Origin of the sequence: Streptomyces sp. JJ36 (assembly GCF_021696945.1) — a bacterium.
Lineage (GTDB): Bacteria > Actinomycetota > Actinomycetes > Streptomycetales > Streptomycetaceae > Streptomyces.
Genome location: NZ_JACYHE010000001.1, coordinates 26348 through 52358 on the forward strand (window position 1 = coordinate 26348; position 26011 = coordinate 52358).

Sequence of the window (26011 nt, forward strand, 5' to 3'; positions counted from 1 at the left end):
ACCGGCGCCCGGGCGCCCCGCGCGCTTGGCGGAGCGACGGATTCCGGGGGAGGATCCGGACATGCAGAGTGAGCTCTTCGCCTCCGAGAACATGGCCCAGCCGGCGACCGCGCCCGGCCTGACCCAGCAGAACGCCAAGTCGCTCAAGTACGCGGTGAACGGCGAGTGCTACGCCCGGCAGGGTGCGATGGTCGCCTTCCGCGGCAACCTCCAGTTCGAGAAGAAGGGCCAGGGGGTCGGGAACTTCCTGAAGCGGGCCGTCACCGGCGAGGGCCTGCCCCTGATGACCGTGCGCGGGCAGGGCGAGGCCTGGTTCGCCCACGAGGCGGCGAACTGCTTCATCGTGGACTTCGCCCCGGGCGACTCCCTCACCCTCAACGGGCGCAACGTGCTGTGCTTCGACGCGAGCCTGAGCTACGAGATCAAGATGGTGCAGGGCGCGGGCATGGCCGGCGGCGGGCTCTTCAACTGCCTCTTCTCCGGGCAGGGCAGGCTCGGGGTGACCTGCGACGGCTCCCCCGTCGTCATCCCGGTCTCGCCGCAGTCGCCGGTCTTCGTGGACACCGACGCCGTGGTCGGCTGGAGTGCCCAGCTCCACACCTCGCTGCACCGCTCGCAGAGCTTCGGGTCCATGATCCGCGGCGGCTCCGGCGAGGCGGTGCAGCTCAAGCTGGAGGGCGAGGGCTTTGTGATCGTACGGCCGTCCGAGAGCCGGCCGGTCCGTCAGTCGGGCGGCTGACGCCGCGCCGGCGCCGGGCCGTACGGCCCGGCGGGCGCCCGCACGGCCCGGCGCCGGGGCCTAGGTCCCGGCCCAGTCCAGGGTGTCCGAACCGCCGTCGTCCCAGTGGAGGGTGAGCGCGGCGCCGCCGTCGGTCTTCTCCGCCGTCGCGCCGACGTACTCCTCGTCCTCGCCCGTACCGCACTGCAGCGCGACCCGGAACTCGGCGCCGCCGCTGCGCTCGTCGCCGAGGCCGACGCACACGCCCTTGCCGGACGCCAGGTACGAGACGGTGTGCTTGCCGGCGGCCTTGCCGCCGGTGCGCTCCTCTCCCACGGCCATCGTCGTGAAGTCGTCCGACTGCCAGGACCCTTCCCACTCACCGTCGGCCGGCGGCGGGCCGGGATCGTCGCCGTAGTCGTCGTTCCCGTCGTGGGTGCCGGACGGCGGGTCCGTGGGCTCCGGTGTGTCGTACCCGTCGTCGAGCGGCTCGCCGGTCGGTGCGCCGGTCGGCTCGGTGTCGTCGCCGGGGCCGCCCGACGGGACGGCGCTGCTGCTGTCCGCCACGGGCTTCCCGCCGCCGTCGCCGGCGCCGTCCACGGCGACGTAGACCCCGCCGGCGATCAGCAGGACGACGGCGGCGGCGCCCGCCGCGATCGCGAGGGTCTTCCCCCGGGTGCCCGGGCCGTTCGGCGGGGGCGGCGGCCAGCCGCCCCCGTAGGGCTGGTGGCCGTAGGGACCGGGCGCGCCGTACGGACCGGGCGCGCCGTAGGAGCCCGCCGGCGGCTGCCCGTACGGCTGCTGCGGCGGCGGATACTGCGGGGGCGTCGGCGGCTGCCCCGGCGGCTGCGGGCCCGGGGGACCGTACTGCGGAGGCTGTCCGGGCGGCTGCGTCATCTGGCACCTCGTCACGGGCCCGCTGCCGAACCGCCCCCCGCGCGGGCTCCCCGTCAGCCACGACCCCGCATCTCGTCACGACAGAGCAGCGGGCCTCCATCATCCCCCATCGCCTCTCCGTGGCGCCGCGCGGCCCTTGTGACGGCCGTCCGCCACCCCGCGTGTCCCCTCCGGCGGGCGGACCGGGCGCCGTTGGGAGGAAAAGATGGTCATGACACGGCCAAATCTGCGGAGAAAGGTGTCTGTGCGCGATCGTTTTCCGGCACGATGCGGTGGGCCGCTGACCCAGCAGCCCGCATGCCGCCGTCGACGGAGACGAGATGAAGAGACGCACGATCGCCCTCTCGGGCGCCGCCGTGATGCTCGCCGGAACGCTGGGGACCCAGCCGGCCTCGGCGAGCCCCGCCCCCGCCACCGCGGGCGACCGCCCCGCCACCGGACTGGCCTGGGAGGACTGCGCCACCGAACGCTATCCGACCCTTCAGTGCTCCTCGGTGGAGGTGCCGCTGGACCACCGCCGGCCGCACGGCGAGAAGATCACCCTGGCGCTCTCCCGGGTACCGGCCACCGCGGACACGTACCAGGGCCCGCTGCTGGTCAACCCCGGCGGTCCCGGGGGCAGCGGCCTGGGACTGGCCGGCTATGTGGCCTCCTCGCTGCCCGAGGAGGTCGCCTCCCAGTACGACGTCATCGGCTTTGACCCGCGTGGTGTGGGGAAGAGCGAGCCCGCCCTGAACTGCCGGCCGGGCCACTTCGACCCGGTGCGCCCGGACAGCGTGCCGCGCTCCTGGGGCGGCGAGCTGAAGAACGTGCTGCGCGCCTGGAAGTTCGCCGAGCAGTGCGGGAAGAAGCACCGCGGGGTGCTGCGGAACATCAACACGGTGAACGCCGCGGAGGACATGGACGTCATCCGCCGTGCGCTGGGCGCCGGGAAGATCAACTACTTCGGCTACTCGTACGGCACCTACCTCGGCGCCGTCTACGCCAAGCTGCACCCCGACCGGGTGCGGCGCGCGGTCCTGGACAGCGTCGTGAACCCGGAGAACGTCTGGTACGACGCGAACATCCAGCAGGACTACGCCTTCGACGCACGCCACAAGGAGTTCGCCCGCTGGGTCGCCGAGCACGACGCGCAGTACGGGCTCGGCACCGACCCGGAGAAGGTCGAGGCGGCCTGGTACGAGATGCGGGAGGCGGTCCGCAGGGACCCGGCCGGCGGCACGGTCGGCGGCGCCGAGCTGGAGGACACCTTCCTGCCCGGCGGCTACTACAACGGCTACTGGCCCACCCTGGCCGAGGCGTTCTCCGCCTATGTCACCGAGGGCGACGAGGAACCGCTGGTCACCGCGTTCGAGAACTTCGCCGCGGTGGACGCGGGCGGCGACAACGGCTACTCCGTCTACACCGCGGTGGAGTGCCGCGACGCCTCCTGGCCGCGTGACTGGGGCACCTGGCACCGGGACATGTGGAAGGTGCACTCCGAGGCGCCGTTCATGACCTGGAACAACGCCTGGTACAACGCGCCGTGCGCGTTCTGGCCCACCCGGTCGCTGACTCCGCCGGACGTGTCCAACGACGACCTGCCGCCGGTGCTGATCTTCCAGGCCACCGACGACGCGGCCACGCCCTACGAGGGCGGTGTGGTCGCCCGCCGGAAGCTGGAGGGCTCCAGCCTCGTAGTCGAGCAGGGCGGCGGCAACCACGGCATCTCGCTGAGCGGGAACCAGTGCCTCGACGACCACCTGGTCGCCTACCTGGCCGACGGCGAGGTGCCGCGCGGCGGTACGGGTGAGGCGGACGCCGTCTGCCCGGCACTGCCCGAACCGGAGCCGGCCGCCGCGGCGTCGTCCGCGGAGCAGGAGGAGGCGGCCACGGCCGGCGACTCCGGCGCGGCGCAGCAGCAGGCCCGTACGAAGGCCGCGGACGCCCCGGCCCGGAGCACCGCGGGTGACGGCGCCGAGCTGCACCGGCTGCTCGGCTTCCGTCCCTGACGGTCCGCGGCCGGCAGGTACCCCCGGCGCCCCGGACGGACGGCCGTCCGGGGCGCCGCGCGTTCCGCACGCCGCCGTGGGCCGGGCAGCCCGGAGGGGGCACGCACCCTCGCGCCGCCCGGCCCACGGCCCGTCAGGAGGCGGGCTCGGCCCCCGGTCGCCCGTGCTCCACGACGAAGCGGGCACGGGTGTGCACCGGCGCGCCGCGCCGGGTCACGTGGTCGACGATGCGGTAGTCGGCGGTCCACTCGTCCCGGGTGACGACGTTGCGTACGTAGCCGCGCTTGCGGTTGATGAACCGGATGTGCGGGTTCTCCGCGAGCTGCACCAGGTCGCCCGGGCGCTGGTCCTCCCCGTCGCCGCCGCTGCTGATCGAGGTGCCGACCAGCTCGGTGGCCACGGTGGCGGAGTCCGGCTCCAGGAAGTCGGCCTTGATGTCGCAGACGTACCCGGCGTGCACGTCTCCGGTGATCACGACGGGGTTCGGGGTGCCGGCGGCGGCGAGGTGGTCGCGCATCTCGTCGCGCTCCACGCGGTAGGCGTCCCAGGCGTCGTTGCTGAAGTTGGTTCCGTCGCCCGCCACGAAGTCGCGCCGGGAGAAGAAGACCTGCTGGGCCAGGACGTTCCAGCGGGTGGTGGGCCGGGCCAGCGACCGCTTCAGCCACGCCTTCTGCCGGGCGCCCAGCAGGGTCCGGGAGGGGTCGCCGTGGCCGTCGTCGCCCACCTGGTCGTCACGGTACTGGCGGGTGTCGAGGAAGCGGAGGTCCACCAGGTCGCCGAAGGCGAGGTTGCGGTAGAGCTGCATGTGGGGGCCGCGCGGCCGCTGGGCCCGCCGCAGCGGCATGTGCTCGTAGTACGCCTGCAGCGCGCGGGCCCGGCGGCGCAGGAACACCGCGGGGTCCTGGTCCGGCTCGTCGTCCTCCTCCGAGTTCTCGTCCGCCCAGTTGTTCTCCACCTCGTGGTCGTCGAAGACGACGGCCCACGGGAAGGCGGCGTGCACCGCCTGGAGGTCGGCGTCGGAGCGGTACTGTGCGTGCCGGACGCGGTAGTCCGCGAGCGACCAGACCTCCGCGGCCGGCAGATGGCCGCGGCCGACCTCACCCTGGGCGTCGCCCTCGTAGATGTAGTCGCCGAGGAAGGCGACGAGGTCCAGGTCCTCCTCCGCCATCCCGGCGTGGGCGTTGTAGTAGCCGGCCGGGCGGTTCTGGCAGCTCGCGAAGGCGAAGCGGAAGCGGTCCGGTCGGGAGCCGGGCGCGGGCGCCGTCCGGGTGCGGCCGACCGGGCTGAGTTCGCGGCCGGCGCGGAAGCGGTAGAAGTAGTCGGCGCCGGGCCGCAGGCCCGAGACCTCCACGTGCACCGCGTGGCCCGCGTCCGGTCGCGCGATCTCGGCGCCGGCCCGGACGACGCGCCGGAACCGCTCGTCCTCGGCCACCTGCCACAGCACGGGGACGGGTATCGGCGGCATGCCGCCCCGTCCGTCGGCGGCCAGCGGCTCGGGCGCCAGCCTCGTCCAGAGGACCACGCCGTCCGGCAGCGGTTCGCCGGAGGCCACGCCGAGGGTGAAGGGCTCGTGCAGCGTCCCCCTGCGTGCGGGGCCGCGGGCCCAGGCCGGGGAGGTCCCCAGCGTGGACGCTCCCAGCACCGTGGCTCCGGCTGCGCCGGCCAGCAGGCCGCGCCGGGACGGTGCCGGGGAGTTGCTCGACGATCTGGCGGAACGGGTCATGCGGGGCCCTTCCTTGTCGGGTCGTCTGCTGCCCGCGTACGCGGGGCGTGGGGGGCGGCGCTCATGGAGACATACGCACCTGACATTCCCCCCACGCGCGCGTGAACCGCCGTCAGAGAGCGGGCGTCGGCCGTCCCTTCGCCCGGGTGCGGCGGCGCTCTACGCGCGCGCAAGACAGCACCCGGCGGCCCGGGCGCACCCCTGGTGGCCAGGGGTTCCGGGCACGTCAGCGGCGCGTGCGACCCACCGGTACACCGCACTTCGTCACAGAGCGAGCAATGCGGACGGACGGGGACACCGCGCAGGACAGGGGGCCCCTCCGCCCTGCCTGCCGCCGGTGACACGACCGGGGCGGAAATGGCCGGAAAGCCCGCCCTCACCGGTTGCGCGCGCTCTGGAGCGGTGGCGTGCGCGGCGCTATGGTGTCAGCCGTTGGGGAACGTGCAAATCCCGCTCTCTCCGCGGGGCTCCGGCGTCGGCCATGACCCAGCCGTACGCAGCACACAGCACCGCGAGAAGCAGATCACACCCCCTCCGCGCGCAGTGCGGCGGGGCGTTTCTTCGCATGACGAAACGTGCAATCGGCATGCCCCTGCGCCCATCCGCGCCGCACCGTGCGGGACGGGCGGAGGAGGACAGTCCCCCACCGCCCCCGGGCCGGCGACGCCCGCCCGGCGGGCCCTCCCTCCGGGCGGCACCGGTCCCCCCACCGGCCCGCCGCCCGCCCACGCTCGGAAGGAGAACCATGTCCGGTGCCCTTCTCACCGGTGGCGCGGTCGCGGCGTTGCTCGCCTCGACCCTCGCCTCGACCGCACATGCCGCACCCGCAGACGAGGTGCCCTCCGGAAGAATCGAGATCGGGATCGAGACGGTGAACGGCTCGGGCTGCCCCAGAGGCACCGCGGCCGTCGCCGTCGCACACGACAACACCGCCTTCACCGTGACCTACAGCGACTATCTCGCCCGGGTCGGGGCGGGTGCCGAACCCACCGAGATGCGCAAGAACTGCCAGCTCAACCTGGACGTGCACGTGCCGCAGGGCTTCACCTACGCGGTCGCCAGCGTGGACTACCGCGGCTTCGCCCACCTCCAGCAGGGCGCGCACGGGCTGCAGAAGGCGAGCTACTACTTCCAGGGCTCCTCCGAGACCGCCACGCAGAGCCACGCCTTCCAGGGCCCGTACAGCGACAACTGGCAGACGCGGGACAGCACGGACTACAGCGCGCTGATCTGGGCGCCGTGCGGCGAGGACAAGAACGTCAACGTGAACTCCGAACTCCGGGTGCACGCCGGCACCTCGGACTCGGCGGAGGGGGCGAGCTTCATGACGATGGACTCGACCGACGGCAGCGTGAGCACGCTCTTCCAGCTCGCCTGGAAGAAGTGCTGATCGCCCTCTCCGGCAGGCATCCGACATCCGATGGGAGAACCATGCCCGGTGTTCTTCTCGCGGGAGGTGCCGTCGCGGCGCTGTTCGCCGCCTCGACGCTCTCCGGCACGCACCAGCAGTCCACACCCCCGTACTTCGAGGACGTGCCCGACGACGAGATCGTGATCACCATCGCGACGGTCAACGGCTCCGGCTGCCCGGAGGGGACGGCCGCCATCGCCGTCTCGCCGGACAACAAGGCGTTCACGGTCACCTACTCGGACTACCTGGCACAGGTCGGCAAGGGCTCCAGCCCGATCGACTTCCGGAAGAACTGCCAGCTCAACCTGGTGATGCACGTACCGCAGGGGTTCACCTACGCCATCGCCAGCGTGGACTACCGCGGCTACGCGTACCTGGCGGAGGGCGCCTCGGGGATGTCGAAGGCGTCGTACTACTTCCAGGGGTCGTCGGAGACGACCCAGCACACCCACACGTACTCCGGCGCGTACGACGACAACTGGCAGGCGACGGACGAGACGGAGTGGGCCTCCCTGGTCTGGGCGCCCTGCGGCGAGCTGCGGAACTTCAACATCAACACCGAACTGCGGGTCAGCGCGGGCACGTCGGACACCTCCACCACGACCAGCTTCATGACCATGGACTCGACGGACGGCGAGGTGAGCACCACCTACCACTTCGCCTGGAAGGAGTGTGAGCAGGCCCCCGCCGGACGGAGCTGACCCCTCCGCCCGCCGGTACCGGAGCGCGGGTCCCCGCCGGGCCCGCGCTCCGGCCCGCCCGGCGCGGCGCCGACGGCCCGTACCTCCACCGCCGGGCGCCCGATTGTGGTGCCCGCCGCCATTACGCCCGGACCGGGCCCGGCCTACCGTGACTCGCGCTCTCCGGCCCGCGACCCGCCGCCGTGGCGGCGGCCCGGCGCGCGGCCGTCCGTCCGCCGCGTCCGCCGCACCCGGGCCTGTCCTGCCCGGGCCGCCGCGACCGGCCGAGCCGTCCCGGGAGGCCCCATGCTCGCCCGCCTGTTCCGACACCGCCCCGCCGCCCGGCGGAGACCCGGGCCGCCGCCGGCGGCCGCGCGCTCCGCGGCCGGCTCCGGCCTGGTGCTGCTCGCCGCCGGCCTGCTGCTGGTGCCCGCGGCGGCGGCCCAGCCACCGCCCGCGGGTGGGGACGGCCGGGGCGGCGGGACCGGCGGCCCGTGCGCGCGCGTGGACCGTCTCACCGTCCCCGGAGCGGCGCACCAGCAAGCCGACTGCCTGCCGGAGCTGACCACCGCCGGCACCGTCGCCTCCGGCCACACCGTGCCCGCGGACTGGGCCGGTCTGACCGCCGCGGACGCCCCGGCGCCCAGCGGGGTGCCCGGCATCCAGATCGACGGCTACTTCCCGGACACCTCCCGGACCAACGGGCACCACGGCTGGGACCACGACGCCCAGTTCGTCATCCGGCTGCCCGACCGCTGGAACGGCGGCCTGGTGGTGTCCGGCGCACCGGGCGTCCGGGCGCAGTACGCCAACGACCGGGCGCTGGGCGACCATGTGCTCTCCCGGGGCTACGCCTTCGCCTCGACGGACAAGGGCAACACCGGCGCCGCGTTCTTCCGCGACGGCCGGCGCCCGGGCGACGCGGTCGCCGAGTGGAACCGGCGGGTCACCCAGCTCACCCGGGCGGCCCGGGCCGTGGTGACGCAGCGCTATCTGCGCCCGCCGGAGCGGACGCTGGCGGCCGGCCTCTCCAACGGCGGCTATCTGGTGCGCTGGCAGCTCGAGAACCGTCCGTGGCTCTACGACGGCGGGATCGACTGGGAGGGCACCCTGTGGCGGTCCGCCGCACGGCGCGGCGGCCACGGCGGCGGTCACGCGACCGGGCCGGGCCCGAACCTCTTCACCTTCCTGCCGCCCGCCCTGCGCGCCTACCCGGTGTACGCGGCCGGGGGCGCCGGGGCGGACGAGGCGCACGCCGCGCTGCGGGAGACCGGGTTCCCCGCCGGCTCCGAGTTCCTGTGGCCGTTCCACTACGACCACTACTGGGACGTGACCCAGCGGATCTACCGCGAGGAGTTCGACCCCGGGTTCGACGGGGAGCGGGAGGCGGGCACGCCGTTCTGCGCACCCGGCACCCCCGCCTGCGACACGGACTACGCCTACGCGGAGCGGCCCCGCGAGGTGCACCGCGCGGTGGACCGGATCGGACTGACCGGCCGCATCGGCAGGCCGCTGATCAGCTTCCACGGCACGCTGGACGTGCTGCTGCCGATCAGCGAGTCCTCCGACGTCTACGCGGAGATGGTGCGCGAGGCGGGCCGCGGGGATCTGCACCGCTACCACCGCGTCGAGGGCGGCACCCATGTCGACGGGCTGGTGGACGTCTTCCCCGGGCGGCTGCGGCCGCTGGAGCCGTGCTTCCGCTCGGCGCTGGCCGCGCTGGAGCAGCGGCTGTCCGGGCAGGCCGGCGGCCGGGACGGCGCCGGCGGCGCGGCGGCCCGGTGCCCGATCGGCGCGCCGCGGGCCGCCGGACCGCACTGAGCGCCCCTGCCCGTACGCCCCGGAGCGCCGGCCCCCGGCCGCGCGCCCGGGGCTCCCGTGTGCCCGGGCCTGCGCCGACGGGCACGGGGCCGCGCGGCCCCGTGCCCGCACCCGTGCTCGTGCCCCAGGGGGTGCCCCGCGGCCACCGGGACGCGGCCCCGAGGCACCTGCTCCCCCGGCTTCCGGGCCGGTCTCCGCGGCGTGGTGCCTGCCCACATGCCCGCCCCACCGAGTGTGGGATCCCGGCACGTAGGCGCGGGCGTGGCCGCTGCCTACCGTCTCCAGGCATGACTACCGGATTCGACGCCCCTCTACCCGCCGACCTGTCCGGCCGTACCGCCCTGGTGACCGGCGGCGGCAGCGGCATCGGGCGGGCCTGTGCCCGGGCGCTCGCCGCGGCCGGGGCCGTGGTGCACGTGGCGGACGTGGACGGGGAGGCGGCCAAGGCGGTCGCCGAGGAGGTCGGCGGACGCCCGCACTCCGTCGACCTGGCCGATGCCGAGGCGCTCGCCCACCTTCCGGCGGATGCGGACGTGCTGGTGAACAACGCCGGGCTGCAGCACGTGGCCCGGCTGGAGGACTTCCCGCCGGAGCGGTTCACGCTGATCCAGCAGGTGATGGTCACCGCGCCGTTCCTGCTGCTCCGCCGGGCCCTGCCGCACATGTACGCCCGCGGCTGGGGGCGGGTGGTGAACATCTCCAGCGTGCACGGTCTGCGCGCCAGCCCCTACAAGGCCGCGTACGTCACCGCCAAGCACGCCCTGGAGGGACTGAGCAAGGTCACCGCGCTGGAGGGCGCCGCGCACGGGGTCACCAGCAACTGCATCAACCCGGGATATGTCCGGACGCCGCTGGTCGAGGGGCAGATCGCCGCGCAGGCGGAGGCACACGGGATCGCACCGGAACGGGTGGTCTCCGAGGTGCTGCTGGAGCGGTCCGCCGTCAAGCGGCTGATCGAGCCGGAGGAGGTCGCGGCCATGGCCCTCTGGCTCTGCGGTCCGCACACCGTGCACCTCACCGGCGCCTCCCTCCCCCTGGACGGCGCCTGGACCGCACACTGACCTCCCCCTGCGCCGTCCCGGACGGTGCCCCGCCGGGGCTCCGTCCGGCACGACGCGCGCCGGCGGCCGGACGTGGCCGGCCGCCGGTGTGTCCTCCGGGGCTCCCGCTCAGCTCTTGACGGAACCGGCCATCAGACCGCCGAGGAACCAGCGGCCGAGGACGATATACACGATCAGCGTCGGGAAGGAGGCGATCAGCGCGCCCGCCATGCTGGCGGAGTAGTCCTGCAGCTGCCCGCTGGCGAGGAAGTTGAGCGCGATGGTCACGGGGCCGTTCCGCGAGTTCGAGAAGAACAGCGCGAACAGGTAGTCGTTCCACGCCGAGGTGAACTGCCAGATCAGGGTCACCACGAACGCCGGGGCCGAGAGCGGCAGGATCACCGAGGCGAAGGTGCGGAGCATGCCCGCCCCGTCGACCCGGGCGGCCTCGATGAGCTCGTGCGGGACGCCCGCGTAGTAGTTCCGGAAGATGAGCGTGGTGATCGGCAGGCCGAAGACCACGTGCAGCACGATCAGGCTCGGGATGCCGCTGGGCACGCCGATCCCCTGCATCAGCTCCACCAGCGGGATCATCACCGCCTGGTAGGGGATGAACATGCCGAACAGGAGCAGCGTGAACACCAGGTCGGCGCCGGGGAACCGCCAGCGGGAGAGCACGAAGCCGTTCATCGCCCCGAGCAGGGCGCTGAGCAGGGACGCCGGGATCACCAGGGAGAAGGTGCGCCCGAGCGCGGGGGCCAACTGCTCCCAGGCCCGCGCCCAGCCGTCGGTGTGGAACTCGGTCGGCAGCAGCCAGGCACGGTCCGGCGTGGCGTCGCCCGGCGCCTTGAAGCTGGTCACCAGGAGCACGTACGCCGGCATCAGGACGAGGCAGAGGAAGAGCAGGAGCAGCGCGTAGCGCAGCACGGTGACGCCGCGGCCGCGCCGCCGGCGGGGTGGCGTGCTGCCGGGTGCGGGGGCGCCGGCCGGCGTCCTCTCGGGAAGCACAGTGGTCGGGACGGTCACCGCTGGCGCTCCTGACGGTAGTTGTGGACCAGGTACGGCACGATCAGGACGGCCACGATGACCAGCATCACGGTGCCGATGGCCGCGGAGAGGGCGTAGTCGCCGCGGGTGAACTCGATCCACATCCGGGTCGCCGGGACCTGCGTCGTGTAGTTGGTCTGCCCCGCGATGGCCATGATGAGGTCGAAGACCTTCAGCGACATGTGGCCGACGATGATGATCGCGGACAGCGCCACCGGGCTGAGCTGCGGGAAGATCACATGGCGGTACATCTGCCACTCGGAGGCGCCGTCCACCCGGGCCGCCTCGCGCAGTTCCTCCGGCACCCCGCGGAAACCGGCGAGGAAGAGCGCCATGACATAGCCGGAGAGCTGCCAGATCGCCGGCATGGCGATGGCCAGGATCCCCCACTGGTCATGGGCCCACCAGGGGTTCTGCAGGAAGTCCAGGCCGAGGGAGCCCAGCAGCCCGTTGAGGCCGGAGGCGCGGTCGCCCTCGGCGCTGTTGAGCAGCCACCGCCACACCACGCCGGAGGCGACGAAGGACACGGCCATGGGGAACAGGTAGACGGTACGGAAGACGCCCTCGCCCCGGGCGCCCCGTTCCAGGATCCACGCCCACAGGAAGCCGAAGAACAGCGCTCCCACCAGGAAGGTCAGCGTGTAGAGCAGCAGGTTGCGCAGGGCGAAGACGAAGGTGTCGTCGGTGAACAGGGCGTGGTAGTTGTCCCAGCCGGCGTATCCCTCGGCGGGTGCGCGGCTGTGCCGGTCCGTGAGCGAGGTGTTGAGGTTGACGGCGATGAGGCCGTACACGAACACGCCGACGAGCAGGACCGAGGGCGTGATGAGCAGCAGAGGCGGTCCGAACCTCCGGGCGCGTGAGCGCACTTTCACCTCCAGGTCGAGGACGGGCCGGTCCCCGGGGACCGGCCCGTCCGCAGCCACGTCCGTCAGCCGTCGCTGTGCTTGTCCGCCGCCGCGGCGAGGTCCTTCTGGAGCCCGCCGAGGTCGCCGCCGCTGCCGAACTTGCTCACCGCCGTGGTGACGTCGGTGAGCCAGCTCACCGGTGCCGCGGCGCCGTGCGCCAGCGAGGAGACGATGGTGTCGTCGGCGAAGGACTTCACCGCCGTCTGCTGGTAGGCGCCGAAGCCGGAGGTGTCGGCCTCGAGGTTGGCCGGGATGGATCCCTTGGCCTTGTTGAACGCCTCCTGGCCCGTCGCGCTGGCGACCGTGTCCAGCCACGCCTCGGTCGCGCCGGGGTTGGGTGCGCCGACCGGCTTGGTGAAGGAGTCGGCGAGGAAGTCGAAGACGCCGTCGGTGCCCGGGACCGGGAAGGCGGCGTAGTCCTTGCCGAACTCCTTGCCCTGGGTCGCGAACGCCGCCTCGGCCCAGTCGCCCATCACGTTGAAGGCGGCCTTGCCGTCGATGACGAGCTGGGTGGCGTCGGGCCAGTCCAGCGACTGCCGGTCGGAGTTGGTGAAGCCCAGCAGGGTCTTGTAGTCCTTGAGCGCCTCGGTCACCTGTGCCGAGCCCCAGTCGGTGCCGCCGTCCCACAGGCCGTTGTAGGCCTCCGGGCCGAGGTCGGCCAGCAGCACGGTCTCCAGCAGGTGCACCTGGGTCCAGTCCGTGGCGATGGAAAGCGGTGTGACGCCCGCGGCGTCGATCTTCTTCAGGTCCGCGATCCAGGCGTCGAGGTCGTCGTAGGTGGCCTCGGGGTCCACTCCGGCCTTCTTCAGCACGGCGGGGTTGGACCACACCATGTTGGCGCGGTGGATGTTGGAGGGCACCGAGTAGATCTCACCCTCCTGCTTGATCTGGTCCAGCAGGCCCTGCGGGAAGAGGTCGTTCCACCCCTTCTCCTCGTACATCTTCGTCAGCGGCTCGATGTCGCCCTGGTTGATGTAGTCCGTGAGTTCGGCCCCGGCGTGCGCCTGGAAGGTTCCCGGCGGGTCGTTCGTCTGGAGCCGGGAGGCGAGCACGTTCTTGGCGTCGCTGCCGGCCCCGCCGGCCACCGCGCCGTTGACGAACTTCAGGTCGGGGTGCTGCTTCTCGAACACCCCCACCAGGGCGTCCAGTCCCTTCTTCTCGCTGCCCTGGGCCCACCAGGTGAAGACCTCCACCTCGCCGGCGCCGGAGCCCGTGCCGCTGTCACCGGACCCGCACGCGGACACACCGAGCACGGCGGCCAGCGCCAGCGCGGCTCCGCGGATGTACGTGGTCGCCTTCATCGTTCCTCCGGTCTTCTCGCACTGCGTACGCTCGTCGGGCGGCGCCCGCCGGGTGCCGCGGCGGGGCCGCCTCCGCCCCCGGGAGACGCCGTGGCTCCGCCCGCGCACCCTCTCCCGGAAACGCGCGGCCGGACGTGACGCGGCGTGACGCCGGGACGGGAGGGAGGGGTCAGGGCCCTCCGCACCCGTCTCGGCCGTCCGCACCCCTCCGGCTCCGGGACGCGTCAGGACACTCGGTCCGGCACGGGCCGCACAGGGTGTTGACAACGTTGTCGCGGGGGTGGTGAGTCTGCCCAGGCACGCCGGGGAGTGTCAATATCCGGACCCGGACGGCCGCCCGGCGTTCCCGAACCGAGACCCGGGGCGGCGGACCGGTCCGGAGGGGGCCGGCGTGGCTCCGCAGATGGGTGCGGGCGTGGGCCCGTTGCCACGGCGCCCGAGAACGGGCGGACCCGCGGCCCTGCTCATGGCCGGAGCACACACCCCGGCGCCGGAAATTGTGCCGTCCCACCACATACGCTCCCGGCCTGAGCCTTCCTACGGTGTGGCGACAGCACAACCTCGTCCCCCTCGAACGTCAGGAAGTGGTGCCGATGTCGCCGCCCGCGACCGCTCCCCCCGCCCCGTCCAACCTCAAGCGCATCGTCGCGGCAAGCCTCATCGGCACCACCATCGAGTGGTACGACTTCTTCCTCTACGGCTCGGCCGCCGCACTGGTGTTCAACAAGCTGTTCTTCCCCGACAGCGACCCCCTGGTCGGCACGCTGCTGGCCTTCCTCACCTACGCCCTCGGGTTCGCCGCCCGCCCGCTGGGCGGGCTGGTCTTCGGCCACTTCGGCGACAAGATCGGCCGCAAGAAGCTGCTGGTGATCAGCCTGCTGATGATGGGCGGCTCCACCTTCGCCATGGGCCTGCTCCCCACCCACGCGAGCATCGGCGTCGGCGCCGCGGTCCTGCTCACCCTGCTCCGGCTGGTGCAGGGCTTCGCGCTGGGCGGCGAGTGGGGTGGTGCGGTGCTCATGGTCTCCGAGCACGGCGGCGACCGGCGGCGCGGCTTCTGGGCCTCCTGGCCGCAGACGGGCGCGCCCGGCGGCAACCTGCTGGCCACCGGGGTGCTCGCGCTGCTGGCCGCGGTGCAGTCCGAGGAGACGTTCCTCGCCTGGGGCTGGCGCGTCCCCTTCCTCCTCTCCGGCGTCCTGGTGGTGGTCGGCCTCTGGATCCGGGTCTCGCTCGCCGAGTCGCCGGTCTTCCTCCAGGCCCGCGCCGAACTCGAGGCCGAGCAGCGGCGGGCGCTGGGCGCGGAGGGGGCCGCGGCGGCCCGGCAGCCGGCTCCGGTGGTCGAGGTGTTCCGTACGAGCCGGCGGCAGGTGCTCAGCGCGATCGGCGCACGCTTCGGCGAGAACGTCTCCTACTACCTGGTCACCTCCTTCCTGCTGGTCTACGTCACCGCGCACCTCGACCTGTCCAAGAGCACGGCGCTCAACGCGGTGCTGATCGCCTCCGCGGTGCACTTCCTGACCATCCCGCTCTGGGGCTCCCTCTCGGACCGGATCGGGCGGCGCCCCGTCATCGGGCTCGGTGCGGCCGGGATGGCGGTGTGGGCCTTCCTGTTCTTCGCGCTGGTCGACACCGGTTCCTTCCCGGTGATCACCCTCTCGGTCACCGTGGGCCTGCTGTTCCACGGGGCGATGTACGGGCCGCAGGCCGCGTTCCTCACCGAGATGTTCGACACCCGGGTGCGCTACACCGGCGCCTCCATGGGCTCGCAGGTGGCCGCGATCGTGGCGGGATCGCTGGCGCCGATCATCGCGGTGGAACTGCTCAAGGACTTCGACTCCTCGGTGCCGGTCTCCGTCTATCTCTGCCTGGCGTCGCTGGTCACCGTGGTCACCGTGGCCGTGACGCGGGAGACCCGGGGCCGCGACCTGGCGGTGGACACGACGGACGGCGGGCGGCCGCAGCCCTCGCGCGGCACCCTGGGGACGGCGAAGAGCACCGGGCCCGTCCCGGGGCACGACCCGGACGACGCCGCCCGCTCCGTCCCGCTCGGCCGCTGACCCGGCCCCGCCCCGGCCCGGAGCGGGGGACCGGGCCGGGGCCGGGCGGGACCAGGCCGGCCGGCGGCCCCCTCGCGCCACGGCCGGCTCCCGCCGGCGGGCGACCGCCGGGCCGCGCCACAGACGCCGGCGCCCCACGGCCTTCCCACCCGGCCGGAAGGCCCGTACCGTCCGGATCCCCCCGCGGAGGCACCGCACGTATGCTCCCCACCGTGACCGCCCACCGCACCGGCGACGTGTCCGCCACCGGCGCCCTGCGCCGGCTGCTCGACCTGCTCGCTCAGGGTGCGCCCGCCGAGGACCTGGGCCGCCCGGCCGCGGCCGCCCGGGAGGCCGGCGCCCCGGAGGCGGAGCTCGCCGCCATCGACGACGCCACCCGGGTCGCGCTCCGCATCCGGCGCACGCTGAGCCAGCACCGGGAGCGCGAGGCCGAGCTGACCGCCCTCTTCGACACCGCCAGCGACCTGGCGGCGCTGCGCGACCTGGACGCGGTGCTGCGGGCCATCGTGCACCGCGCCCGGCTGCTGCTGGGCACGGACGTCGCCTATCTCTCGCTGAACGACGAGTCCGCCGGGGACACCTACATGCGGGTGACGGACGGCTCGGTGGCCGCCTCCTTCCAGCAGGTGCGGCTCGGCATGGGCGAGGGCCTGGGCGGGCTGGTGGCGCAGACCGCCCGCCCGTACGCCACCGGCGACTACCAGGCGGACACCCGCTTCCACCACACGGACAGCATCGACAGCGCGGTGGGCGACGAGGGGCTGCGCGCCATCCTCGGCGTGCCGCTGCGGCTCGGCCGCCGGGTCATCGGGGTGCTGTACGCCGCGGACCGCACGCCCCGCGACTTCGCGCGCCAGGAGGTCGCGCTGCTCTCCTCACTGGCGGACCACGCGGCGATCGCCATCGACAGCGCCCGCCTGCTGGAGGAGACCACCGCCGCGCTGGCCGGGCTGGAGAACGCGAACGCCACCATCCGGGCGCACAACCGCGCCATGCGCCGCACCGAGGAGGCCCACGACCACCTCACCGACCTGGTGCTGCGCGGCGCGGACGCCACCGAGGTGGCCGCGGGCATCGCCGCCCTGCTGGACGGCGGCATCCTCGTCCACGACGCGGACGGCACCGAGCTGGCCCGTACCGGCACCGAGCCGCTGTCCCCGGACCCGGAGGCGGTGGCCGCCTCCCGGGCCCGCGGCCGGGCGGTGCCGGTGGACGGGACGTGGGTCTGCGCGGTACTCGCCGGACCGGAACTGCTGGGCAGCATCGCACTGACCGGCCGGTCCGGCCTGGGCGACACCGACCGGCTGCTGTTCGAGCGTGCCAGCATCGTCACCGCCCTGCTGCTCCTGCTGCGCCGGTCGGCCGCCGAGACCGAGGACCGGGTACGCGCCGAGCTGCTGTACGACCTGCTCACCGCCACCGGCGACCGCGGCAGCCTGGCCGCCCGCGCCCGCCGGGCCGGCCTGCACCCGTCCCGCGAGTACGCGGTGCTCGTCGCGCACGGGGAGACCTCCGCCCGGCAGCGGCTGCTCGCCGCCGCCACCCAGACGGCCCGCACCCGGGGCGGGCTGGCCGGGCTGCACCACGACCACGTGGTGCTGGCACTGCCCACCGAGGCGCCGGGGCGGTGCGCCCAGGAGGTCGCCGCCGACCTGGGCAAGGCGCTCGGCTCCCCCGTCACGGTCGGCGCCGCGGGCGCCGGGCGCGGCACCGAGAGCCTGCCCACCGCCCATGCGGAGGCGCACCGCTGCCTGTCCGCACTGCTCGCTCTGGGCCACTCCGGGCACGGCGGCGCCCTGCCCGACCTGGGCTTCCTCGGGGTGCTGCTGGGCGACCACGCCGACCTGGCCGGCTACGTACGCAACACCCTCGGGCCCGTGCTGGACTACGACACCCGGCGCGGCACCGAGCTGGTGCGCACGCTGGACGCGTACTTCGTACACGGCGCCAGCCTGACCCGCACCAAGGACGCCCTGCACATCCATGTGAACACCGTGGTGCAGCGCCTCGACCGCATAGGCCGGCTGCTCGGCCGGGACTGGAACACGCCGGCCCGCTCCCTCGAGATCCAGCTCGCGCTGCGACTGCACCACCTCTCGCAGACGCTCTGACCCCGGCACGAAGCGGCAGAGGACGGCAAGGGACGGAAACGGGCGGGAACGGGCGGGAAAGTGGCGGAAGCGGGCGAACGGGGGACGCCTCGGAGGGACGCCGTGCGCGTGCGGGGCCGCTCCCCCGGTGCCACCGTGAGAGGCGCACGGCCCCCACGCGCGCCCTCACGGGAGGACCGACGGCCATGAAGATCACCGAACCGGTGCTCGGTGCCCCCTGCTGGGTGGAGCTGGGCACCACGGACCTGTCGGGCGCCGGCGCCTTCTACGGCGCGCTCTTCGGCTGGACCGCCGAGCAGGACCCCAGCCCGGAGGCGGGCGGCTACACCATGCTGCTGCTCGGCCGCGACCCGGTGGCCGCGATGACGCCGCTCTACCAGGAGGGCCAGCCGGTCGCCTGGACGATGTCGGTGTCGGTCGCCGACTGCGACGCCGTCGCCGAACGGGTGCTGCACCACGGCGGCACGGTGATGGTGGGGCCCATGGACATCTTCGACCTGGGACGGTTCGCCGTGGTGACCGACCCCCAGGGCGCCGTCTTCCAGCTGTGGCAGCCCCGGACCTTCCAGGGCGCCGCCCGCATGAACGAGACCGGCACCCTGTGCTGGGTGGAACTGGCCGCCCGGGACCCGGAGGCGGCCCGCGACTTCTACACCGCGGCCCTGAGCTGGGGCGCGCATGGCGGCACCGGAGCCGGCGACTACCTTCAGTGGGCCATCGACGGCCGGGACTTCGGCGGGATGCTCGCCATGGACCCGGAGCGGTTCCCGGCGGACGCGCCGCAGCACTGGACGGTGTACTTCGCCGTGGACGACGTCGACGCCACACTGGTCCGGGCGCGGGAGCTGGGCGGACGGCAGGGCTTCGCCGCCACCGACCTGCCCGGCACCGGCCGGGTGGCCGGGCTGGTCGACCCGCAGGGCGCGGCGTTCGCCGTCTTCACCCCCGAGCGCTACGTCGGCAACGACCGCTCCCCCGTGCAGGGCCTCCCCTCCGGCTGAGCCGGGCGGGCCGGCCCGTACCGCTCACTGCTCCAGCAGCCGGTGCAGCGCCGCCCGGAACTCCGCGACGAACCGCTCCCGGGCCTCGGGCGCCGTACGGTCCAGGGAGAGATAGGGGTTGAGGTCCTCGAGTTCGACGAGCAGCAGCCGCCCGTCGCCGGTGCGCATCGCGTCGACCCGCTGTATGCCGTGACGGACGGCGTTCCACTCCACGAAGCGCCGCGCGAACCGCACGTCGTCCGGGGTGGGCGCGTACGGGGTCAGCTCCCACCGGTGGGCGGGGTCGGGGGTGTGCAGGGCGTAGACCAGGGTGCCGTCCACGAAGTAGAAGGACACCTCGTACGCGAAGTCGAGCTCCGGCTGGACGAGCAGCCCGGGCTCGGCGAGGGCGCGGACCTCGGCGGGGCCGAGCACCCGCAGGCCGATGGAGTCCGCGCCCTGGAGCGGCTTGACGACGTAGCGCGGCGCGGCCGGCAGCCGGTCCGGGTCGGCCGGCGAGGTCACGGTCGGGATCACGGGGTACCCGGCGGCCGCCAGCTCCGGCAGGTAGTCCTTGCCGCGCATGTCGGCCTTGCCGGTGAGTTCGTTGTAGACCCGGGTGCCCGAGGCGAGCGCCGCGTCCCGGAACCGCTCCCAGGCGCCGGGGTCGGCGAGGACCGGGCCGGAGTTGCGGACCACCACGGCGTCGAAGCCGCCCATCAGCTCCACCACCTGCCGCGGCGAGCACATCGCGAGCACGAACTCCTCCTCCAGCCGGCGCATCAGCTCGATGTCCTCGCGGCCGTAGTCCCGGCCGCGGGCCGGGAAGGTCGGGTCGGAGACGTACAGCAGGCGGTGCATACGGGCACCGTACGCGGCGCCCGCGACGGCCGGCACCGCCGGGGCCGTGCCCGGCCTGCAGAATGGTGCGGTGGACCTCCGGCCGGAACTGCTGCCCCCGCCCGTGGACGCACGGCGGCTCGCGCGCCTCGTACGGGAGATCGAGCGCATCGAGGACCTGCTGCTGACGGGTGACGGCGCCGCACACGCCGCGATCGACGCGTTCAACGCCGGCACCGAGCACACGTACGGGGCCTCCGCCTTCCTCACCTACGCGGGATCGCGGACCGCGGAGGAGTTCGCCCGGGAGGCGGCCCGCCCGGCGTGGCCGCGGGTCGTGGATGTCACCCGGGCGGAGCTCGCCGAGGTGGTCCGCAGGGCGCTGGAGCCCGGTCCGGACTCGGACTACCACCTGCTGTTGCTGGCGGCCAACGTGCCCCACCCGCGGGTGGGCGACCTGCTCTTCCACCCTCCGGAGGAGCTGGCGGACGCGTCCCCCGAGGAGCTCGTCGAGGCGGCACTCGCCTACCGCCCGATCGCGCTCTGAGGGACCGGGCAGCCCCCGCTCAGGGGCTCATGGGCGCACGGGGGCTCACGGGCCGAAGCCGGCGGCCTCCAGGAAGTCCGGGCGGGGGTCGAGCGCGGCGGCGAGGCGGAAGTGGCGGCGGGCCTCGTCCGGACGGCTGCTGCGCTGAAGGGTACGGGCCAGCGCGAAGTGGGCGTAGGCGTTGTCCGGCTCGCGCTCCAGCACGGTGAGGAACTCCCGCTCCGCGGAGCGGAGCTGCGCCCCGAGGAAGAAGGCGCGGGCCCGCAGCAGCCGGGCGGCGGTGTGGTCGGGGTGGGCGTCGAGCACGGAGTCCAGCAGCTTCACGGCGCCGCGCGGATCGCGGGCGGCCAGCAGCTGCTCGGCGGCGCGGTACTGGACGACAAGGGTCTCGGGTGTGGCCTCGGCCATCGGGCGTCCTCCTCCCGTCGACGGGGCCGGGAACCCCCGGCGCATCCGGCCGGGTGAAACCTCCCACCCCGGCGCGGTATTCCCGCCGGGGCGCCCCCGCACACCCACGGTCCCGCCCCCCGGCGCCGTGACCCCACCCGGCGGGGCGGTGCCGGCCAAGCGGTCTGGGGCCCGCGCGGTCACCCCATGGTCGGCGTCGGGTGCCAGGGCCTGCCCTCCCGGCGCCCGGGCGGTCACGCCCCCGCCGGACTTCGGGGCGCCGGTCGGACGAGGACGACCCGCTCAGCCGTCATCGGCAGCGGCCTGATCAGCCCCTCGCCCGCACGCACGCGCGCCGGCGGCCGCGGAGTCGCCGTCCGCCCGCGCGACCCACCCCGGAGCGTTCCGCACGGCCGCCGTGCTGGGCGCGGGCACCGGGGGCCCGCGGTCACGCCCGGTCGGCGTCCGATGCCGGGCCCGGCGGGTCGGCGGCCGGGCGGTCGCGTCCCGGTGGCACCGGGCGCCGGTCGGTCACGCCACGCGGGTCAGCTCCTCCCAGACCTTCCTGACCTGCGGCTCCAGCGCCTCCAGGGGCCCGTCGTTGTCGATGACGACATCCGCCACCGCCAGCCGCTCCTCGCGGGTCGCCTGCGCGTCCATGCGCGCGCGGGCCTCGCCCTCGTTCATGCCGCGCAGCCGCACCAGCCGGTCCAGCCGGGTGGCGTCCGAGGCGTCCACCACCACGACGCGGTCGTAGAGCGGCGCCAGCCCGTTCTCCGCGAGCAACGGCACGTCGTGCACCACGACCGCGTCCGGGCCCGCCGCCTCCTCCAGCTCGGCGGAGCGGGCCCCGACCAGCGGGTGCACGATCGCGTTCAGCGCGGCCAGGCGCTCGGTGTCGCCGAAGACCAGGGCGCCCAGCTTCGGGCGGTCCAGGGTGCCGTCCGCGGCGAGCACCTCCTCGCCGAACTCCTCGACCACCGCCCGGAGCCCGGGCGTCCCCGGCTCCACGACCTCCCGCGCGATCCGGTCGGCGTCCACGAGCACCGCGCCGTAGGAGGCGAAGAGCCGCGAGACCTCGCTCTTGCCCGCCCCGATGCCGCCGGTCAGTCCCACCTTCACCATGCCCGCCACGCTATACGGTGCGCGGCGCCAGCCCGGCCACGAGGTCGCCGGGCGCCACCAGCCGCAGCCCCGTGCCGTCGGCGGTGCCCGGGAACAGCCGGTAGGCGGTGCCGGCGGCGCCCTCCGGGACGCCCGGCAGGTCGCCCTGCACCAGCGCGGTGAAGAGCCGCCCGGCGGGGATCTCCTCCGGGCCCGCCACGCCCTTCCGCACCGCGTCGGGCGCCTGCCCGGTGCGGAGCCGCTCCGCGAAGGCGGCGGTCGTCTCGCCCTCCCGGCGCCGGTGGCGCCGCAGGTCGCGCCCGGCGCGTACGCAGACCTCGGCGTCCGTACGGGTGCGCGCGGCCGCGTACCAGCAGGCGAGGTCCCAGAGGGTGACCCGGCCGCCGCGCCCGAAGGCGTCGGCCAGGTCCCGCCCGAGCGCGCCCAGCCGGTTGTGGTAGCGCCAGACGTCGTGGCCGGTGCCGGTGCTCGACAGGGTCACGTCGGTCCAGCGGGCCCGCCGCTCCGCCAGGTCGACGGTGAGCGGCACGCAGATCTTCGCGTCACCGGACAGTTCGAACCGCTGCCGCACGCTACGCGGGTCGTACCGCACCGGCTCCGGCGCGGCGGACGGCCGGCGGCGCGGGCGCCCACGGGTGCGCCGGGCGCCGCGCGGCGGCGTCCCGCCGCCCCGGCCGCCCGGGGCGTCCGGGTTCTCGGGGCCGCCGAGACGCAGGAACCCGGCGAAGGCGTCCGGCAGCTCCTCGAACGGCACGTCGTTGTACGAGAAGACGACGGTCACCAGGTGCCGCACCCCGGCCCGCGCGAGCCGCGCCGGGTCGAGGTCCACGTACTCGGTGGCACCGTGCGGCGGGGGCGCGGAGGTCAGGTCGCCGGAGTGCACGGCGGCGCCGCCCGCGTACTCGAGCTTGGTGTAGTCGCACAGGCCGAGGAAGCCCCAGTCCTCGTCGAACATCGCCACGGACAGGTCCAGGTCGACGCGGGTGCCGCGCGGCTGCATCCAGTGCAGGAACAGCCGCAGCCGGCCGTCCTCGCCGGGCAGCGGCAGCGCACTGCCGCGCGGGATCGCGACCAGGGCCGCCGAGCTGCCGCGCTCGGCGGCGGGCAGCGGGAGACCGGCCAGACCGGCGTCCAGCACGGCCAGGTCGTACGGTGCGAGGCGGGCGGCGGCGTCCGTACCGGCCGCTTCCGCGGGGCCCTCCGCACCGGCGCGGTCGCCGGCGTGCCCGGGGCCCGCCGCGCCCGCCGGGGTGGCCGCACCCGCACGGAGGTCCGCGCCCGGCGGCACGTCCGCACCCACCGGGTCACCGGCGCGCCCGGGACCGGCCCGTACGCTGCCGTCGGCACCCGCAGGGGCGCCGGCATGCACGGGGCCGCCGGCGTCCGCCGGGGTGGCCGGCTCCGTCGCGGGCAGCGCCAGACGCTCCAGCACCTCGCCCTCCAGCAGCGCGCACGCGTCCGCGACCATCCCGGCGGGCAGCGGCGGCCGCTCCTCCGGCACGGAGTGGGCGCGGGCCACACTGCCCCGCGGGAAGAACACCCGGCGCGGCGCCGGGCCGGACCGCGTGCCGCCGCCCTTCGCCCCCGCCGTCACACCGGCCTTCGCGCCGGGCCGGGTGCCGGGCTTCCCGGCGCGGTCCTCGGGGCGCGGCGGTACCCCGTACGGCACGGGCTGCGCCTCCGCCGTACGGGCCCGCAGCGCGCCCAGCGCCCCCAGCAGCGGGCCGGGCGCGGTGCGCGGGAGCGCCCGGTCGAGCGCGTCCACCACGGCGCCGGGCAGCTCCCGCTCCCCCGTCACGGCTGCGCGGGCGAGCAGCGCGTCGAGACGGCGCAGCAGCTCGCCGGGGCGGGCTGCGAGCAGCGCCGCGGCGCCCGCGACGTCGTACGCCGCCAGCGCCTCCTCCACCCGCGCGCCCCAGGTGACCGCGCGCAGCCGGTCGCCGACCGCGCGGACGTGCTCCGGGTGCCGCGCGGCCTCCGTACGCAGCACGGCGGCCAGCGGGTCGCCGCCCCGCAGGCGGGTGCCGCGCAGGGTGGCGAAGGCCAGGGCGGCACGCGGGTGGCGGGCGGCGTGCTCGTACGGGTGCAGCGGCTCGGCCGCGCGCTTCCACAGGGCCGGGTGGCGGGCCAGGTCCTCGGCGAGGGCGCCGAAGGGCAGCCCGTCCAGCACGCCGAGCAGCAGCCGCCGCAGCGGGCGCGGCAGGCCCCGCATGCGGGCGGGCGGGGCGAGCAGGTCCGGGTCGCCGCCCGAGCGGACGCAGAGCAGCCGCAGCACGTCGGTGGCGGTGTCGATCCGGGTGCGCAGCACCGCGTCCACCGCCGGGGCGTCGGCGCCGGACTCCAGCAGGGCGTGCAGGGCGAGCGCCTTCGACTCGCGCAGCGGAATCCACGGCGGCAGCCAGCCGAGGTCGTCCGCCCCGGCCGTCAGGTCGAGCAGCAGCCGGAGGTCGTCGTGGTCCTGCGGGTTCAGCGGCGTACGGCGGGCCAGCAGCGTGGCCAGCTCCTCGCGGGCCGCGCCGGTGCGGGACGGGGCGAGGCGGAGCACGCGCAGCACCGGGTCGGTGTCGGCGTCCGGGCGCTCCCCCGCTGCCTCCGCCGCCGTGCCGGCGCCGGGGCCGGCCGGGTCCGCCCACGGCGAGGCCGGGCCGCGGGTCTCGTACCGCCCGTCGCAGACCGGGCAGCCGAACCACTCGCAGCAGTCCGCACAGCAGTAGGCCCCGCTCGCGTCCCAGCAGGAACCGCACACCAGGTGGGCGCAGTACCGCAGCGGCGACACCCGGAGGGTGCGGCCGCAGACCATGCACGGCTGGTCGCTGCGGGCGGCGAGGAAGGCCCGGACGCGGGTGGTGAAGAGGCTGTGGGCGTCGCCGTAGGGGACCCGCTCCGGGAAGTGGCGGAAGAGCGGGAGATGCGTACGGTCCGAGCCGAGCAGCTCGTCGACGCCGGCGAGCAGGCGCTTGCCCCGGTCGGCCAGGTCTGCGGGGCGCAGGGCGGCGAGCGCCCGGCGCAGCGGGGCGGTCAGCAGGTGGCCACGCCGCGCGAGTTCGGCCTCCAGGGCGGTGAGGCCCTCGGCGATGCGGGCGGCGCCGAGCTCGCTCGGCTCCCGGCCGTCCGCCGCGCCCGACGTGTCCGAGGGCCCCACGTACACAGCCTGACGGCGTCGCAGCAGCAGGTGGTCCAGGTCCTCGGCGGCCATGCCGAACGCCCCCTCGTGTCCCCGTCGTCCCCGTGGATGTGCGAGCGCGGGGGCGGAGAGTGGGTGCACTGGGCTTCTTTGAGAGAGAAAGGAGAAGGAAGCACACCGCGGAGCCGCCCCCGCGCGACGACAACTATCCCCGACGGGACGCCGGGTCGCACCGGGTTTTCCCCCCGGCCCCAGTCAGGCTCCGCGAGGAGAAGCGGAATGCTACCTACCAGTTGTTGCGCCGCGTCTTGTTAACCCCGCGCCTTCACTTAATAGTGACTGGCGTCACCACGCTCTCCTCCGGGGCCTGAGCCGCACAGGACCCTCACGAGGCAGCCTCGCAGTCCACCGAGCAACCGACCACGACCAGCCGGCCCCACACCGGTGGTTGTCATGTACGCGGCATACAACTCATCCCCACCACGTCGCCCCCACGACGGATCTGGAGCCGCCATGCACCCCCGCAGACGCAGCCACAGCCGCACAGCTCGCATCGTCACCGTCATCGCGAGCCTGCTGCTCGCCCCGCTGCTGACCGTTCCCACGGCGACGGCCGCCACGGCGGCGCAACCGGACCCCGTGCTCTTCGTGCACGGCTACAAGGGCGGTGCCTGGAACTGGTTCGACATGATCGACGACTTCGAGGGCGCCGGTTACCCGTCCGACCGGCTGCACGCCATGTCGTACGACCCGTTCCAGTCCAACGCCACCACCGCCGCGCAGGTCCGCGAGGAGGCCGACGCCCTGCGGGCCCGGACCGGGGCGAGCAGGATCGACATCGTCACCCACTCCATGGGCGGCCTGAGCTCCCGTCACTACCTGAAGTTCCTCGGCGGCACGGCCCATGTCGACGACTGGGTCTCGCTCGGAGGGCCGAACCACGGGACCAACCTCGCGGGAATCTGCTCCTGGCTGATCACGTCCTGCAAGGAACTCAAGGCCGGCAGCGACTTCCTGAACCGGCTCAACGCGGGCGACGAGACGCCCGGGACCGTCAACTACGGAACCTTCTGGTCCTCGTGCGACGAGTTCATCAACCCCGACAGCAGCACCCTGCTCTCCGGGGCGACCAACACCCACGTCGGCTGCGTCGAGCACGCCTGGCTGCTGGTGAGCGACCCGGTGTCCCGGGCCACCCGCGACTTCGTGCGCTGACCGGGGCACCCGGAGGCCGGAGCGCGTCCCCGCCGCATCACGACGGGGACGCGCTCCGCCCTGTCTCCGGCAGTGGGCAACTGATCCTCCG

The 26011-nt window shown here is 74.6% G+C and carries 20 protein-coding genes; 11 read left to right on the top strand and 9 right to left on the bottom strand.

The features are described 5' to 3' along the window. Positions 1–61 precede the first annotated feature (61 nt). A complete protein-coding gene (locus HOY81_RS00115; RefSeq protein WP_237316614.1) occupies positions 62–739 on the top strand; it encodes an AIM24 family protein in 678 nt (225 codons plus the stop codon). Between the two features lie 60 nt (positions 740–799). Here HOY81_RS00115 and HOY81_RS00120 read toward each other — a convergent pair whose 3' ends face one another. Next, complete coding sequence (locus HOY81_RS00120; RefSeq protein WP_237316616.1) at positions 800–1615, bottom strand: hypothetical protein; 816 nt, start codon at positions 1613–1615, stop codon at positions 800–802. A 320-nt stretch (positions 1616–1935) separates the two neighbouring features. On the opposite strand from HOY81_RS00120, the gene HOY81_RS00125 reads away from it, so the two are divergent. Next, positions 1936–3606 carry an alpha/beta hydrolase gene (locus tag HOY81_RS00125; protein WP_237316618.1) on the top strand — a complete coding sequence of 557 codons (1671 nt, stop codon included), beginning with the start codon at positions 1936–1938 and terminating at the stop codon, positions 3604–3606. A gap of 133 nt (positions 3607–3739) precedes the next feature. Here HOY81_RS00125 and HOY81_RS00130 read toward each other — a convergent pair whose 3' ends face one another. Next, positions 3740–5329 carry an alkaline phosphatase gene (locus tag HOY81_RS00130; protein WP_237316619.1) on the bottom strand — a complete coding sequence of 530 codons (1590 nt, stop codon included), beginning with the start codon at positions 5327–5329 and terminating at the stop codon, positions 3740–3742. 745 nt (positions 5330–6074) lie between these two features. On the opposite strand from HOY81_RS00130, the gene HOY81_RS00135 reads away from it, so the two are divergent. From HOY81_RS00135 to HOY81_RS00150, 4 genes are all read left to right on the top strand, one after another. Next, the gene (locus HOY81_RS00135; protein WP_237316620.1) at positions 6075–6719 is read left to right on the top strand and encodes a DUF4360 domain-containing protein; all 645 of its coding nucleotides are present in this window, start codon (positions 6075–6077) and stop codon (positions 6717–6719) included. A 41-nt stretch (positions 6720–6760) separates the two neighbouring features. Next, the gene (locus HOY81_RS00140; protein ID WP_237316622.1) at positions 6761–7441 is read left to right on the top strand and encodes a DUF4360 domain-containing protein; all 681 of its coding nucleotides are present in this window, start codon (positions 6761–6763) and stop codon (positions 7439–7441) included. A 285-nt stretch (positions 7442–7726) separates the two neighbouring features. Further along, positions 7727–9241: a tannase/feruloyl esterase family alpha/beta hydrolase gene (locus tag HOY81_RS00145; RefSeq protein ID WP_237316625.1), complete on the top strand. Its 1515-nt coding sequence runs from the start codon at positions 7727–7729 to the stop codon at positions 9239–9241. Positions 9242–9528: 287 nt separating this feature from the next. Beyond that, positions 9529–10302 (top strand): 3-hydroxybutyrate dehydrogenase, encoded by a 774-nt coding sequence (locus HOY81_RS00150; RefSeq protein WP_237316627.1) that lies wholly within the window; start codon positions 9529–9531, stop codon positions 10300–10302. Positions 10303–10410: 108 nt separating this feature from the next. Here the strand turns inward: HOY81_RS00150 and HOY81_RS00155 are convergent, their stop codons facing one another. From HOY81_RS00155 to HOY81_RS00165, 3 genes are read right to left on the bottom strand one after another with little or no spacing between them, the layout of a single operon-like run. After that, positions 10411–11307 carry a carbohydrate ABC transporter permease gene (locus HOY81_RS00155; RefSeq protein ID WP_237316628.1) on the bottom strand — a complete coding sequence of 299 codons (897 nt, stop codon included), beginning with the start codon at positions 11305–11307 and terminating at the stop codon, positions 10411–10413. Continuing rightward, positions 11304–12251 (bottom strand): carbohydrate ABC transporter permease, encoded by a 948-nt coding sequence (locus HOY81_RS00160; RefSeq protein WP_237316630.1) that lies wholly within the window; start codon positions 12249–12251, stop codon positions 11304–11306. The genes HOY81_RS00155 and HOY81_RS00160 overlap by 4 nt, the downstream gene beginning before the upstream one ends. Positions 12252–12256: 5 nt before the next feature. Further along, positions 12257–13534, bottom strand: a complete 1278-nt coding sequence (locus tag HOY81_RS00165; RefSeq protein WP_237316632.1) for an ABC transporter substrate-binding protein — start codon at positions 13532–13534, stop codon at positions 12257–12259. 593 nt (positions 13535–14127) lie between these two features. Between HOY81_RS00165 and HOY81_RS00170 the strand changes: the two genes are divergently transcribed. The 3 genes from HOY81_RS00170 to HOY81_RS00180 all read left to right on the top strand — a co-directional run bounded on the left by HOY81_RS00170 (position 14128) and on the right by HOY81_RS00180 (position 18703). Next, the gene (locus HOY81_RS00170; RefSeq protein WP_237316896.1) at positions 14128–15591 is read left to right on the top strand and encodes an MFS transporter; all 1464 of its coding nucleotides are present in this window, start codon (positions 14128–14130) and stop codon (positions 15589–15591) included. Between the two features lie 200 nt (positions 15592–15791). Continuing rightward, a complete protein-coding gene (locus HOY81_RS00175) occupies positions 15792–17702 on the top strand; it encodes a GAF domain-containing protein (protein ID WP_237316634.1) in 1911 nt (636 codons plus the stop codon). Positions 17703–17887: 185 nt separating this feature from the next. Then, on the top strand, positions 17888–18703 hold the full coding sequence (locus tag HOY81_RS00180; protein ID WP_237316636.1) for a VOC family protein: 816 nt from the start codon (positions 17888–17890) through the stop codon (positions 18701–18703). 24 nt (positions 18704–18727) lie between these two features. On the opposite strand, the gene HOY81_RS00185 is transcribed toward HOY81_RS00180, so the two are convergent. Next, positions 18728–19543: a hypothetical protein gene (locus HOY81_RS00185; RefSeq protein WP_237316638.1), complete on the bottom strand. Its 816-nt coding sequence runs from the start codon at positions 19541–19543 to the stop codon at positions 18728–18730. Positions 19544–19613: 70 nt separating this feature from the next. On the opposite strand from HOY81_RS00185, the gene HOY81_RS00190 reads away from it, so the two are divergent. Next, the gene (locus HOY81_RS00190) at positions 19614–20069 is read left to right on the top strand and encodes a hypothetical protein (protein WP_237316640.1); all 456 of its coding nucleotides are present in this window, start codon (positions 19614–19616) and stop codon (positions 20067–20069) included. A gap of 45 nt (positions 20070–20114) precedes the next feature. Here the strand turns inward: HOY81_RS00190 and HOY81_RS00195 are convergent, their stop codons facing one another. From HOY81_RS00195 to HOY81_RS00205, 3 genes are all read right to left on the bottom strand, one after another. After that, entirely contained in the window at positions 20115–20477 is a 363-nt protein-coding gene (locus HOY81_RS00195) for a tetratricopeptide repeat protein (protein ID WP_237316642.1), read from the bottom strand. Positions 20478–20987: 510 nt separating this feature from the next. Next, positions 20988–21581 (bottom strand): dephospho-CoA kinase, encoded by a 594-nt coding sequence (coaE, locus tag HOY81_RS00200; RefSeq protein WP_237316643.1) that lies wholly within the window; start codon positions 21579–21581, stop codon positions 20988–20990. Between the two features lie 10 nt (positions 21582–21591). After that, positions 21592–24777: a hypothetical protein gene (locus HOY81_RS00205; protein WP_237316645.1), complete on the bottom strand. Its 3186-nt coding sequence runs from the start codon at positions 24775–24777 to the stop codon at positions 21592–21594. Between the two features lie 441 nt (positions 24778–25218). Between HOY81_RS00205 and HOY81_RS00210 the strand changes: the two genes are divergently transcribed. Next, positions 25219–25920: a triacylglycerol lipase gene (locus HOY81_RS00210; protein ID WP_237316647.1), complete on the top strand. Its 702-nt coding sequence runs from the start codon at positions 25219–25221 to the stop codon at positions 25918–25920. The last annotated feature ends 91 nt before the right edge of the window (positions 25921–26011 follow it).

What these genes read in the sequence shown, in the direction of transcription:
- HOY81_RS00115 (WP_237316614.1), top strand. Translation starts at nt 62, where the DNA reads ATGCAGAGTGAGCTCTTCGCCTCCGAGAACATGGCCCAGCCGGCGACC.
- HOY81_RS00120 (WP_237316616.1), bottom strand. Translation starts at nt 1,615, where the DNA reads ATGACGCAGCCGCCCGGACAGCCTCCGCAGTACGGTCCCCCGGGCCCG.
- HOY81_RS00125 (WP_237316618.1), top strand. Translation starts at nt 1,936, where the DNA reads ATGAAGAGACGCACGATCGCCCTCTCGGGCGCCGCCGTGATGCTCGCC.
- HOY81_RS00130 (WP_237316619.1), bottom strand. Translation starts at nt 5,329, where the DNA reads ATGACCCGTTCCGCCAGATCGTCGAGCAACTCCCCGGCACCGTCCCGG.
- HOY81_RS00135 (WP_237316620.1), top strand. Translation starts at nt 6,075, where the DNA reads ATGTCCGGTGCCCTTCTCACCGGTGGCGCGGTCGCGGCGTTGCTCGCC.
- HOY81_RS00140 (WP_237316622.1), top strand. Translation starts at nt 6,761, where the DNA reads ATGCCCGGTGTTCTTCTCGCGGGAGGTGCCGTCGCGGCGCTGTTCGCC.
- HOY81_RS00145 (WP_237316625.1), top strand. Translation starts at nt 7,727, where the DNA reads ATGCTCGCCCGCCTGTTCCGACACCGCCCCGCCGCCCGGCGGAGACCC.
- HOY81_RS00150 (WP_237316627.1), top strand. Translation starts at nt 9,529, where the DNA reads ATGACTACCGGATTCGACGCCCCTCTACCCGCCGACCTGTCCGGCCGT.
- HOY81_RS00165 (WP_237316632.1), bottom strand. Translation starts at nt 13,534, where the DNA reads ATGAAGGCGACCACGTACATCCGCGGAGCCGCGCTGGCGCTGGCCGCC.
- HOY81_RS00170 (WP_237316896.1), top strand. Translation starts at nt 14,128, where the DNA reads ATGTCGCCGCCCGCGACCGCTCCCCCCGCCCCGTCCAACCTCAAGCGC.
- HOY81_RS00175 (WP_237316634.1), top strand. Translation starts at nt 15,792, where the DNA reads ATGCTCCCCACCGTGACCGCCCACCGCACCGGCGACGTGTCCGCCACC.
- HOY81_RS00180 (WP_237316636.1), top strand. Translation starts at nt 17,888, where the DNA reads ATGAAGATCACCGAACCGGTGCTCGGTGCCCCCTGCTGGGTGGAGCTG.
- HOY81_RS00185 (WP_237316638.1), bottom strand. Translation starts at nt 19,543, where the DNA reads ATGCACCGCCTGCTGTACGTCTCCGACCCGACCTTCCCGGCCCGCGGC.
- HOY81_RS00195 (WP_237316642.1), bottom strand. Translation starts at nt 20,477, where the DNA reads ATGGCCGAGGCCACACCCGAGACCCTTGTCGTCCAGTACCGCGCCGCC.
- coaE (WP_237316643.1), bottom strand. Translation starts at nt 21,581, where the DNA reads ATGGTGAAGGTGGGACTGACCGGCGGCATCGGGGCGGGCAAGAGCGAG.
- HOY81_RS00205 (WP_237316645.1), bottom strand. Translation starts at nt 24,777, where the DNA reads ATGGCCGCCGAGGACCTGGACCACCTGCTGCTGCGACGCCGTCAGGCT.
- HOY81_RS00210 (WP_237316647.1), top strand. Translation starts at nt 25,219, where the DNA reads ATGCACCCCCGCAGACGCAGCCACAGCCGCACAGCTCGCATCGTCACC.